A 12696-nucleotide genomic window follows, 5' to 3' on the forward strand; every position below is an offset into this window, starting at 1 on the left:
ATCTTTGTTGATATCTTTGTTGATCAAGGGGGCGCTGCTAACCATAGGCGTTGAAACAATGCTCATGGAAAAACTCATCCTGGGGCGTCGGAGTGAGAAAAGCCTCCCCGCCTTGGTAGGCGGGGAGGCCGGAGCAAATATTACTGAACGTTGGCGCCGACGACGCTATCCCACTTGGTGGTGATTGCGGTCTTGCCCTTGTCCTGCTCGTCGAGCGTCGGGAAGACGGCCTTTGCATAGCCTTCAGCCGGCGGCAGCTTGTCGAGCAGTTCCTTCGGAACCTTGCCCTTCTGAGCGAGGTCGTTGAAGCGGATCGGGTGGCAGTAGCCCTTCAGCCATGCGAGCTGGCCTTCGTCCGAATAGAGGTATTCCATCCAGAGCTTGGCAGCGTTCGGATGCGGAGCGAAAGCGGAGATCGCCTGAACGTAAACGCCTGCGACAACGCCGGTCGACGGAACGACGACTTCAACCGGCGGGTTGCCGGCAAGGCTGTCGCGCCATGCAAGACCGTTGTAGTCCCATGCGACGACGATCGGGGTCGAGCCCTGAGCGAGCGAAGCGGACTTGCCGATAACCGGAACGAGCGCGCCGGCCTTGTTCAGCTCTGCGAAGTAAGCGAGACCAGCTTCACCAGCCTTCGTCGCGTCCTTTTCACCGGTTGCGAGGCCGGCAGCGTAAACGGCCTGAACAGCCTGGTTCGAAGCACGCGGATCGCCAGCGAGCGAAACGGTGTTGGCGTATTCCGGCTTCTTGAGGTCAGCCCAGTCCTTCGGGACGTTCTTGACGATATCGGTATTCACGACGAAGGAGAGAACGCCGTAGTAATCGCCGTACCAGTAGCCTTCGGCATCCTTGGCGCTATCCGGAATGGAATCCCAGGTGGAGACCTTGTAAGGCTGGATCAGGCCGTCCTTCTTGGCGGACGGGCCGAAGGAGAGGCCGACGTCGATGACGTCAGGTGCCTGCGGGCCGGTATTGCCCTTGTTGGCCTTGATTGCTTCGATTTCGTCGCCCGAACCTGCATCCGGGTTCAATTCGTTGATTTCGAGGCCGTACTTGGCCTTGAAGCCTGCGATGACGTCGCCGTAGCCGCACCAGCTATGCGGGAGAGCGATCGTGGTCAGCGTGCCTTCCTTCTTGGCGGCAGCGATAAGATCAGCGCTCGGCTCAGCTGCTGCGATCGCAGTCGAAGCAACGATCATCGCAGTAGAAAGCGAGAGCAGTCGAGAAATGTTAGAGATCACTGTTGTTCTCCTTCGGGTTTTCAGTGTCCGATGTGCTGTTACTGGCGTTAGATGAAGCTTGTATGACAGTTGAATGACGTTAATTTTGTCATGAATAGCAGGCGCTTGCGGCAATGTTTCATTTGCGACAGGCTGTCCTGTTTCCGCGAAATCCCGTCATTGTTTTTGCTTTTTTTAGTTGTCCCTCCTAACCGGGTTTGCGGAACAGCCTGGTCTGTTCGAACAGGCCTTCCAGCGTTTTCATGCGCTCCTTCGTCTCGTCCCAGGTCGAGTTCTGCACCGCCTCGATGAGCGCCTCGACGATAAAGAGTGTGACGACGGAGGAATCCCAGGCCGACGGTGCCTCGATCTGCACGCGAAAGGCGTGACGGGCGAGCTTGGTTGCAGGCGACGCCCACTGGTCGGTGAAGATGATGATTTCGGCACCGCGCTTGCGGGCGGCGGTGGCGAGGCTCACCATTTCCTGCTCGTAGCGACGGATATCGAAGATGATGAGCAGGTCGCCCGGATTCATATTGAGGACGTATTGCGGCCAGCTCGATGAATTGGAAGAGAGCAGCGCCGTGTTCGGGCGAATGACCTGCATATGGGTGAAGAAGTATTCGGCGAGTGCGCCGGTGATGCGTCCGCCGACGAAATAGAGCGTGCGCTTGCGGTCCGAGAGCAGGGCAGCGGCGCTGTCGAAGGTTGCCGTATCGAGATCGGAGAGCGTCTGGCGCAGATTGCCTATGATGGCATCGGCAAAGCGGTTCAATATATGCGTGCCCGGCGCGTTCTGGGCCCAGCGGTCGTGCTTGGCGATCGGGTTGGAAATCGTCGCCTCGACCTCCTGATGCAGATGCTGCTGGAAGTCCGGATAACCCTTGTAGCCGAGTTTCTGGACCATGCGCACGACTGTCGGCGTGGAGACGCCGGCATTTTCGGCAATCGTGGTGATGCTGCCGAGGCCGGAGACGGGGTAGTTGTCGAGGAGGCTTTCGGCCAACTGCTTTTCGGCGCGTGTGAGCACGCCGAGATGTGAATGAATGACGTCCGAAACGGTCTTAGCCGCGACACTCACGTGATTTTGCTCCCCGGGATGGTCTGATGCCACTTTCCCACTGAAAGTTAACAACGCTGTCACAATCCATGTCAATAACTGTCATGAAAAGAAATTTTCAGAGTACGCTTGACACTGCCGTGAACCTGAAGAATTCTTTTCTTGTGAAGATTTCATTAAGCGATGGAGAGGTGCGGTTGGTGCTGGCTCAGCCCCGAATTCTCAGCGAAGCGGACGGCGATTGCGTCGCAATCGAACGCGTTCACGGCAAGAGTCCCGTGCTCATCATCTGCGAGCACGCATCCCGCACGCTTCCTGAAAATTTTGGCGATCTCGGTCTTTCGCAAGAGGCGCTTTCCAGCCACATCGCCTGGGATCCCGGCGCGCTTGCCGTTGCCCGCGGCATTTCGGCGGGTCTCGATGCGACGCTGATCTACCAGCGCTTTTCCCGGCTGATCTATGACTGCAACCGGCCGCCGAGTTCGCCCGGCGCCATGCCCGAGGTCAGCGAGATCTACACGATCCCCGGGAACAAGGATTTGACCGGCGAAGAGCGCCGCGCGCGCACCGAAGCACTTTACCAGCCGTTCCATGATGCCGTTCGCGCGCTGATCCGCGACCGGCAGGCGAGGGGGCAGGATTGCGTCATTGTGACGATCCATAGCTTCACTCCGGTCTACAATGGCAAGCAGCGCGCCGTCGAGCTCGGCATCCTCCATGATGAGGACAGCCGGTTTGCCGATCGCATGCTGGCATCAGCGGCCGAGGCGCCGCTCTACCGCACCGAACGCAACGAACCCTATGGGCCTGAAGACGGCGTGACGCATACGCTGATCCTGCACGGCACGTCCAACGGGCTTCGCAATGTCATGATCGAGGTCAGAAACGACCTCATTTCAGAAGATACCGGTCAAGGGGTCGTGGCCGACTATCTAACAGGGCTTATCCAGCAAAGTCTGGATGCCTGAATAAAAACAAGACCCCGGGGAGCAGTTTAACTGCGACAGCCCGCAAGGCGAAAGCCACGGGCACTATTGGCACAGATCGGCCGCAATTCCGCGGGCGATTGTCAACAGGGGGAAGTCATGTCGGACTATTCCGAAAATGATAAGAAGCAGGATATGAGCATCCTGCATTCCATGGGCTATGCCCAGGAACTCGAACGGCGGATGAGCTCGTTCTCGAACTTTGCCGTCTCCTTCTCGATCATCTGCATCCTGTCGGGCGGCATCAACTCGCTGGCGCAGGCAACCGCAGGTGCGGGCGGTGCGGCGATCGGCATCGGCTGGCCGCTTGGCTGCTTCGTTTCACTCGTCTTTGCCGTGGCCATGGCCCAGATCAGCTCCGCCTATCCGACGGCAGGCGGCCTCTATCACTGGGGCTCGATCCTCGGCAACCGCTTCACCGGCTGGGTGACCGCCTGGTTCAACCTGCTCGGTCTCGTCACCGTTCTCGGCGCCATCAATGTCGGCACCTATTATTTCTTCATGGGCACGTTCGGCACGAGCTATTTCGGCCTGGCGGACACGACGACGGTACGCATCGTCTTCCTCGTGATCATCACCGGTGCGCAGGCGCTCGTGAACCATATGGGTATCGGTCTCACGGCCAAACTCACCGACTTCTCGGGCTACCTCATCTTCGCGACCGCGATCGCGCTTGCCGCCGTGTGCCTGATTTCGGCTCCATCCTACGAATTCGGCCGGCTCTTCACCTTCGCCAACTATTCCGGCGAAGCGGGTGGCAATGTCTGGCCCTCGACGTCGGGCCTCTGGGTCTTCCTGCTCGGCCTGCTGCTGCCGATCTACACGATCACCGGCTATGACGCTTCGGCCCACACGTCGGAAGAAACGGTCAAGGCGGCGCATTCCGTTCCGCGCGGCATGGTCTCTTCCGTGCTCTGGTCGGCGCTCTTCGGCTACATCATGCTGTGCTCCTTCGTGCTCATGCTGCCAAACATGGACGATGCGGCAAAGCAGGGCTGGAACGTGTTCTTCTGGGCGATGGACACGCAGGTCAATTCGACGGTGAAGGACATTCTCTACTTCGCGATCCTCATCAGCCAGTGGCTGTGCGGTCTTGCCACCGTGACGTCGGTCTCGCGCATGATCTTCGCCTTTTCGCGTGACGGCGGCCTGCCGGCTTCGAAGGGACTGTCGAAGGTCAGCCCGAACTACCGCACGCCGGTTGCCGCCATCTGGACGGGCTCGATCCTCTCGGTGCTCTTCGTCTGGGGCTCGTCGCTGGTTTCGATCGGCGAGACGCCGGTTTATACGATCGTCGTATCCTGCACGGTCATCTTCCTGTTCTTCTCCTTCGCGATCCCGATCGCGCTTGGCCTCTTTGCCTGGGGCACTTCGAAGTGGGACAAGATGGGGCCATGGAACCTGGGCGAGGGCGTGTTCAAGCTCTTCGCGGTTCTTTCCATCCTCGCGATGATCCTGATTTTCGTTCTCGGCATTCAGCCGCCGAACGGACCGGCGCTTTATGTGACCGTGGGCTTCCTCGTCCTGACCGGCATCGTCTGGTTCGGCTTCGAAAGCCGCCGCTTCAAGGGGCCGCCGATCGGCGACGAAGTGGCAAAACGCCAGGCCGAAATCGCAGCGGCCGAAAAGGCTGTCGGCGAACACTAAGAAACGAGGCTTCCCTCTCAACTGGCGGGGCCGCATTACGCGGCCCCCTCACGGTTCAACGAAAAGGCATCGGGCGGGTTAATCCCGGTGGTCGCATGCCGTTTCGTTGTCCCGATTTCCCGGTTTCAATTTCAGGCGGATAAATCATGAGCAGCTATACTCTCGACGATCTCAGACAGGACGTCGCCGACGGGCGCATCGATACGGTGCTGGCCTGTCAGGTGGACATGCAGGGGCGCCTGATGGGCAAGCGTTTCCAGGCAGAATTCTTCCTCGAAAGCGCCTGGAAGGAAACGCATAGTTGCAACTACCTGCAGGCGACCGACATGGAGATGGAGACCGTCTCCGGCTACAAGGCGACGAGCTGGGAAAAGGGCTACGGCGACTATACGATGAAGCCGGACCTTTCGACGCTGCGCGTCATTCCCTGGCTCGAAGGCACCGCGCTCGTTCTCTGCGACGTGCTGGACCACCATACGCATGAGGAAGTGGCACATTCGCCGCGCGCGATCCTGAAGAAGCAGGTGAAGCGCCTGGAGGACATGGGCATGAAGGCCTACATGGCCTCCGAACTTGAATTCTTCCTCTTCGACCAAAGCTATGAGGCAGCGCAGGCTTCCGGCTACCGCAACCTGAAGCTCGCCAGCGCCTATAACGAGGATTACCACATCTTCCAGACGACCAAGGAAGAAGAGGTCATGCGGGCGATCCGCAAGGGTCTGCAGGGCGCCGGCATCCCGGTCGAAAATTCCAAGGGCGAGGCGTCCGCCGGCCAGGAAGAAATCAATGTGCGTTATGCCGACGCACTGACCATGGCCGACCGGCATGCGATCATCAAGAACGGCTGCAAGGAGATCGCCTGGTCGAAGGGCAAGGCGATCACGTTCCTCGCCAAGTGGCACTACAATGCCGCGGGCAGCTCTTCGCATATCCACCAGTCTCTCTGGAGCCTGGAAGAAAAGCCGCTCTTCTTCGATCATGCCGGCCATTATGGCATGACGCCGCTGATGCAGAACTATATTGCCGGGCTGCTCAGCCACGCGAGCGAGATCACCTATTTCCTGGCACCCTATATCAACTCCTACAAGCGCTTCATGGCCGGCACTTTCGCGCCGACCAAGGCTATCTGGAGCAAGGATAACCGCACGGCCGGCTATCGCCTTTGCGGCGAGGAGACCAAGGCGATCCGCATCGAATGCCGCGTCGGCGGATCCGATCTCAATCCCTATCTCGCCTTCGCAGCGCTGATTGCCGCCGGCATCGACGGCATCGAGAAGAAGTTGGAACTGGAAGCGCCCTATGAGGGTGACGCCTATTTCGGCAAGGATATCCGCGAAATCCCGCGCACGCTGCGCGCTGCGACGAAGGCCATGACCGAATCGGAGATGCTGCGCGCAGCCTTCGGCGACGAGGTCATCGACCACTACACCCGCGCTGCCGAATGGGAGCAGGAAGAATACGACCGCCGCATAACGGATTGGGAAGTGGCGCGCGGCTTCGAGAGAGCTTAAGAACGTAACCGAAGCGGAAAGCCGCTCGACTTGTGTCTCCTGCGGAGGATCAGTCGTTGCGTCTTTCCCTGCGGCTCAGAGAAAACAGGATTCAGATCATGACAATGATCCAATGCATTTCGCCGGTCGACGGCTCTGTTTATGCGGAGCGTCCGGCGCTTTCGCTGGAGGCGGCAAAGGAAGCCGTGGCGCGTGCGCGCAAGGCGCAGAAGGCCTGGGCCAGGCGCCCGCTCGAAGATCGCGTTCAACTGGTGCTGAAGGGTGTCGCCCGTCTCAACGAGATGTCGGATGTCGTCGTGCCCGAGCTTGCCTGGCAGATGGGCCGGCCCATCAAGTATGGCGGCGAATATCGCGGCTTCAACGAGCGTTCTAATTACGTCGCGTCGATTGCGGCGGATGCGCTTGCACCGCTCGTCGTCGAAGAGAGCGACAAGTTCGAACGCCGCATCGAGCGTGAAGCGCATGGCGTCGTCTTCGTCGTGGCGCCCTGGAACTACCCTTACATGACGGCGATCAACACGATTGCCCCGGCGCTGATGGCGGGCAATAGCGTCGTGCTCAAGCATGCCTCACAGACGCTGCTCGTCGGTGAACGTCTGGTACAGGCCTTCGTTGAGGCAGGCGTTCCCGAGGACGTGTTCCAGAACGTCTTCCTTGATCACGAGACGACCTCGGCGCTGATTGCCGCCGGCAGCTTCAACTTCGTCAATTTCACCGGCTCGGTCGAAGGCGGTCGCTCCATGGAACGCGCTGCGGCCGGCACTTTTACCGGTCTCGGCCTCGAGCTCGGCGGCAAGGACCCGGGCTATGTGATGGAGGATGCCGACCTCGACGCGGCCGTCGACACGTTGATGGATGGCGCGACCTATAATTCCGGCCAGTGCTGCTGCGGTATCGAGCGCATCTATGTGCATGAATCGCTCTATGACGCCTTCGTCGAGAAGTCGGTCGCCTGGGTTTCGAACTACAAGCTCGGCAACCCGCTCGATCCGGAGACCTCGCTTGGCCCGATGGCGCACAAGCGCTTTGCCAAGGTGGTGCGCGACCAGATCGCCGATGCCGTTGCCAAGGGCGCCAAGGCGCTGGTCGATCCCAAGCTCTTCCCGGCTGATGATGGCGGCGCCTATCTGGCACCGCAGGTCCTCGTCAATGTCGACCATTCCATGGCTTTCATGCGCGAAGAGACTTTCGGCCCGGCCGTCGGCATCATGAAGGTCAGGAATGACGACGAAGCGCTGGCGCTGATGAATGACAGCCAGTACGGGCTGACGGCTTCGCTCTGGACCAAGGATGCCGAGCGGGCAGGGCGGCTCGGCCGCGAAATCGAAACCGGCACCGTCTTCATGAACCGCGCCGACTATCTCGATCCGGCTCTGTGCTGGACCGGTGTCAAGGAAACCGGCCGCGGCGGCTCGCTGTCGATCATCGGCTTCCACAATCTGACGCGCCCGAAATCCTACCATCTCAAGAAGGTCACAGCATGAGCAGCGCCAACATTACCGCCAACTGGAGCTACCCGACATCAGTCAAGCTCGGCCGCGGCCGCATCAAGGAACTGGCCGACGCCTGCAAGAGCCTCGGCATGAAGAAGCCGCTGCTCGTCACCGACCGCGGCCTCGCGTCGATGGCGATCACCAAGAACGCGCTCGACATTCTCGAAGATGCAGGCCTCGGCCGGGCGATCTTTGCCGATGTCGATCCGAACCCGAACGAAAAGAACCTTGAAGCCGGCATCAAGGCCTTCCGCGACGGCGGCCACGATGGCGTCGTCGCCTTCGGCGGCGGTTCCGGCCTCGATCTCGGCAAGTGCGTAGCCTTCATGGTCGGCCAGACGCGTCCCGTCTGGGACTTCGAGGATATCGGCGATTGGTGGACACGGGCGAGCGTCGACGGCATAGCGCCGATTGTTGCCGTGCCGACGACCGCCGGCACCGGCTCCGAAGTCGGCCGCGCCAGCGTCATCACCAATTCGGCGACCCATGTGAAGAAGATCATCTTCCATCCGAAGTTCCTGCCGGGTGTCGTCATCGCCGATCCGGAACTGACGGTCGGCATGCCGAAGATCATCACGGCCGGCACCGGCATGGATGCCTTCGCGCATTGCCTCGAAGCCTATTCCTCGCCCTTCTACCATCCGATGTCGGCCGGCATCGCGCTGGAAGGCATGCGGCTCGTCAAGGAATTCCTGCCGCGCGCCTATAAGGAAGGCACGGATCTGGAAGCCCGCGCCAACATGATGTCGGCAGCCGCGATGGGCGCGGTCGCCTTCCAGAAGGGGCTTGGCGCCATCCACGCGCTCTCGCATCCGATCGGCGCCGTCTACAACACCCATCACGGCATGACCAATGCCGTCGTCATGCCGGCTGTCCTGCGCTTTAACCGCTCGGCCATCGAAGAGAAGATTGCGCGTGCCGCGGCCTATCTTGGGATATCAGGCGGTTTCGATGGTTTCTACGATTACGTCCTGAAGCTGCGTTCCGAACTCAACGTTCCTGACAATCTGACGGCGATGGGAATCACCTCCGACCGGATCGATGAATTGGCGGCGATGGCGATCGAAGACCCGAGCGCCGGCGGTAATCCGGTTGCATTGACGCTTGAAAATACCAAGACCCTGTTCAGGGATTGCTTCTGATCAGATAAAGGCGGACCTCTAAACTGGCCTGGAAAGCCTTGGCTTTCCAGGCTTTTTTCTTGCTTTACGCGCTTTTAGAAATCCTTATTTTTTAGGATGCGAAAAATGCAGGCCGCAATTTCAGCGGGCCCGTTTAACAGTTTGTTAACCACGATTGGCAAGGATGGGTTAAYCGCACGATGCTCCGACAGTGCGATTAACAACGAGCGATGCCGGCTCGCGCCATTTCCCTTCGAGGACTAAGAATATGCCAGTCATCACATTCGCAAATACCAAGGGCGGCGCCGGCAAGACCACAGCGGTATTGCTGCTCGCCACCGAACTTGCCCGTCAGGGCTACCGCGTCACCATTCTCGATGCCGATCCGCAGCACTGGATTTCGCGCTGGCACGRAATCTCCGGCCATGTGGCAAATATCAGCGTCATCGATTTCGTAACGACTGCCTCGCTGCCGCTACACATCAGCGAAAACAAGCAGAATACCGATTACTTCATCATCGACCTGCCGGGCGCGCGCAATCCGCTGCTGGCAACAGCCGTCGGCCTCTCCGACCATGTGCTGATTCCGATTCAGGGTTGCGCCATGGACGCCCGCGGCGGCGCCCAGGTTCTCGAACTCTTGCAATATCTGGAGGAGAAGGCAGGTATCAAGATCGGCCATTCGGTCGTGCTCACCCGCGTCAATTCCATGGTCACCACCCGCGCGCTGCAGCTCGTCAAGGCGCTGCTGAATGAGCGTCACGTCCCGGTTCTCGATACGGCGATCATCGAACGGTCGGCATTCCGCGACATCTTCGATTGYGGCGGCACGCTGCATACGATGGATCCGATGCGCGTCAGCAACCTCGACAAGGCTCGTGAAAACGCCCACTGTTTCGCTGAAGAAATCACCCGCAAGGTGCCGGGCCGGCTCCCGGTCGCGGTGCGGCTGGCAAACGCGATGCGCAGCGCTGCCTGATCATAACATTCGATGAAAAAATTGATGCCCCGGCCTGTGTCGGGGCATTTTCTATTTGCGATTACAGTTGCTCGCTGAGATGCTGGCCTCTCAAGCTGAGAAAATCCCGTTATCCGCGAAGTAACGCATGAGCATTACAGGGCAAGTTGACGACAGGCTTATCGATTCCATCTATGGAGTCGTTTTCGGCGAAGCGCGGTGGGATACATTCATGACGGAGCTGAACGGGCTGTTGCCGGGGGCGGGCACCAGCCTTTTTCATCATGACGCTGCGCGTTCGGAAGGTTCGTCGCAATACCATGTCAACATGGACCAGTCCTGGATCAATACCTACACGCAGTATTACTGCCGGCTGAATCCCTGGATATCGGGCCTCGACAAGATACCCGCAGGGCAAGGCGCAATCGGCGAGGATTTCATATCCTATGCCGATCTCTCCAGGACCGAGTTCTTCAATGACTTCTGGCATCGGCAGGAGGGCCAGGGCGCCGTTGGCATGGCGATCCTGCGGGAGAGCGGACGATCGTTCAATCTGTCGATCACCACGACGCGCTGGACCGATCCGGACGAGAGCCGGGACTGCGCTGCGCTCTTGACACGGCTCGGGCCGCATCTGAGGCGCGCCTTTATCGCGGTCGAATCCGGCGGGCGGCAAAAGAACCATTCGGAGATCAACGGGCGGCTGTTCGATGCCATTGGCGTCGGTGTGCTTCTCCTGAATTCAGAGCGGCGACTGGCGTCCGCTTCCGTCTTCGGAGAGGCGGTGCTTGAACAGGGAACAGGTGTTTGGCTTTCACCGCTCGGAACGCTGCATCTTGCCGACAAGGATGCCGATGACCGTCTCACACTGATGCTGCGCCATGGCGAGGAGGTGGAGCGTCAGCAGACGGTTCTGACCGATGGCCGGAAGATCACCTTGCTCAAGCTTGAAAAGGGCCATCAGCCACGCTTCTTCGAACGGCCTGTCGTTGCCATCATGATCGAGCCGAAACAAAGCTCGGCGGGGCTGAGCGATGAGAAACTGCGTAACGATTTCGGTCTGACCCAAGCTGAGATCAGGGTCGTCAGGGCGCTGGTTTTGGGAGGCTCGATTCCTGGCCTGGCTGCCGAAACCAGCCGTTCGCGTGAGACGATCCGCTCGCAGGTGCGGTCCGTCTACATGAAGACGGGCGCCAGGAAGCAGGTCGAACTCTTACGTCTCATCCAGTTCGGCGAGCGCCCGGCGGAGACGCCGAGCGAATAGACTTCCTCAATCGACGAATTCGACCGTCACGCCGGGCTTGACCATCTTGGCAAGCTCTGTCGCATCCCAGTTCGTCAGACGAATGCAGCCGTGGCTCTGGGTGCGGCCGATTCTGGAGGGATCGGGCGTGCCGTGAATGCCGTAAGTCGGCTTGGAAAGTGCCATCCAGACCGTGCCGACGGGACCGTTCGGGCCGGGCGGAATGTCGARGATCTTGTCGTTGGTACCCTGCTGGAAATTGACCTTCGGATTATAGGTATAGCCGGGATTGAAGGCGACGCGCTCGACCGTCACCGTGCCTGATGGTGAGGGCGTATCGGTGGAGCCGATCGAGGCGGGGTAGGCGGCAACGAGGTTGCCGGCATCATCATAGGCGAAGACCTGCTTGCGGCCCTTGTCCGCAAGGATCTTTGCAACAGTGCCGGCCTTGTTCCCGCCGGGATTGACGACCTTGATGACGGTGCCCGGCATCGTGAAATCCGCGCTGGGATTCATTTCCTTCAGGAAGTTTTCATCCATGTGGAAACGTTCGGCGAGCGCTTCGGTGACAGAGGTGTAGGCGAGGGACGGCAGAAGCGCCTTCTGCGAATAATCTTCCGGGATCTGCGCCACGTAAGGACCGGCGGCATCCGCATCGGTGATCGTGTAGTTGACGACCGGCAGGCCGCCATTCATGCGCAGCTCTTCAAGGATCGCATCGGTATTGTTCGGATCGAGCTTGGTGCCGGTCATTTGCTCATAGGCGTAAATTGCCTTGGTGACATTGGAGCCCATGTGGCCGTCAATGACGCCGGGCGAAACGCCGGATCGATCCAGAAACACCTGAAGCGCCACGATCTCGGGCTTGGACTTGTCCTTGAGCGTGATCACGGGCTCCTGCGGCGCCTGGCGTGGCTCGTCGGCTGGGGGGATCTGCTGACCGGGCTCGACCGCTGCGTAGTCGTCCTGACCCTGCTGATCGCCGGGGTAGGGTTGATCGTCAAGCGGCTGGCGCTCAATAGCGGCGTCCTGCGGGATGGAGCCGGTTACCGGGCCTCGCTCGGAATAACGTGTATCGCCGTAGCGGTTGTCTTCGGCGTAAGGATCGTTGTTATAAGGATCGTTGGCGGCCTCACGCGATGTGCGCGGCGAATAGTAGCCGCGGGCGCGCATCTCGGTGGCGATGATGTTGCCGTAGCGGTCGACCAGCACGCGATTGCCGCGGTAGTCATGGGCATAGACGAAGCCGCGGCCGGGCGGGACGTAGTCGAGAATTTCGCCGCCTGGCGTCACCAGCACGATATCGCTCTGGTTTCGGCCGAATTGTTGGGCACCGGCCTGCGGCACGACAGCAGCGAGCGCCAATAGCGCGGCCGAAAGGGAAAGGGCCGATTTCATAAAGCGATTCACGTCTCACACCTCGATCAGTGGCTCGGCAACACACACCTGCCAAT

General features: G+C 59.9%; 10 protein-coding genes. 7 read left to right on the forward strand and 3 right to left on the reverse strand.

Annotated features, from left to right (window positions below):
* Positions 1-140 precede the first annotated feature (140 nt).
* Both AC1D35_RS00005 and AC1D35_RS00010 read right to left on the reverse strand, forming a co-directional pair.
* On the reverse strand, positions 141-1244 hold the full coding sequence (locus AC1D35_RS00005; protein WP_113300064.1) for an ABC transporter substrate-binding protein: 1104 nt from the start codon (positions 1242-1244) through the stop codon (positions 141-143).
* A 187-nt stretch (positions 1245-1431) separates the two neighbouring features.
* A complete protein-coding gene (locus tag AC1D35_RS00010; protein ID WP_113308042.1) occupies positions 1432-2304 on the reverse strand; it encodes a MurR/RpiR family transcriptional regulator in 873 nt (290 codons plus the stop codon).
* 176 nt (positions 2305-2480) lie between these two features.
* On the opposite strand from AC1D35_RS00010, the gene AC1D35_RS00015 reads away from it, so the two are divergent.
* The 7 genes from AC1D35_RS00015 to AC1D35_RS00045 all read left to right on the forward strand — a co-directional run bounded on the left by AC1D35_RS00015 (position 2481) and on the right by AC1D35_RS00045 (position 11263).
* Complete coding sequence (locus AC1D35_RS00015; protein ID WP_113308043.1) at positions 2481-3251, forward strand: N-formylglutamate amidohydrolase; 771 nt, start codon at positions 2481-2483, stop codon at positions 3249-3251.
* Positions 3252-3368: 117 nt separating this feature from the next.
* A complete protein-coding gene (locus AC1D35_RS00020; protein WP_113308044.1) occupies positions 3369-4916 on the forward strand; it encodes an amino acid permease in 1548 nt (515 codons plus the stop codon).
* A 146-nt stretch (positions 4917-5062) separates the two neighbouring features.
* Positions 5063-6427 carry a glutamine synthetase family protein gene (locus tag AC1D35_RS00025; RefSeq protein ID WP_113300068.1) on the forward strand — a complete coding sequence of 455 codons (1365 nt, stop codon included), beginning with the start codon at positions 5063-5065 and terminating at the stop codon, positions 6425-6427.
* Between the two features lie 98 nt (positions 6428-6525).
* Entirely contained in the window at positions 6526-7911 is a 1386-nt protein-coding gene (locus tag AC1D35_RS00030; protein ID WP_113308095.1) for an aldehyde dehydrogenase family protein, read from the forward strand.
* Positions 7908-9062 (forward strand): iron-containing alcohol dehydrogenase, encoded by a 1155-nt coding sequence (locus AC1D35_RS00035; RefSeq protein WP_113308045.1) that lies wholly within the window; start codon positions 7908-7910, stop codon positions 9060-9062. The genes AC1D35_RS00030 and AC1D35_RS00035 overlap by 4 nt, the downstream gene beginning before the upstream one ends.
* Before the next feature lie 247 nt (positions 9063-9309).
* On the forward strand, positions 9310-10020 hold the full coding sequence (locus tag AC1D35_RS00040; protein ID WP_477938141.1) for an AAA family ATPase: 711 nt from the start codon (positions 9310-9312) through the stop codon (positions 10018-10020).
* A 211-nt stretch (positions 10021-10231) separates the two neighbouring features.
* A complete protein-coding gene (locus tag AC1D35_RS00045; protein WP_477938142.1) occupies positions 10232-11263 on the forward strand; it encodes a helix-turn-helix transcriptional regulator in 1032 nt (343 codons plus the stop codon).
* 6 nt (positions 11264-11269) lie between these two features.
* Here the strand turns inward: AC1D35_RS00045 and AC1D35_RS00050 are convergent, their stop codons facing one another.
* The gene (locus AC1D35_RS00050) at positions 11270-12652 is read right to left on the reverse strand and encodes a L,D-transpeptidase (RefSeq protein ID WP_477938143.1); all 1383 of its coding nucleotides are present in this window, start codon (positions 12650-12652) and stop codon (positions 11270-11272) included.
* Positions 12653-12696: the final 44 nt, after the last annotated feature.

It is taken from the genome of Rhizobium sp. P1_E6 (assembly GCF_056405875.1).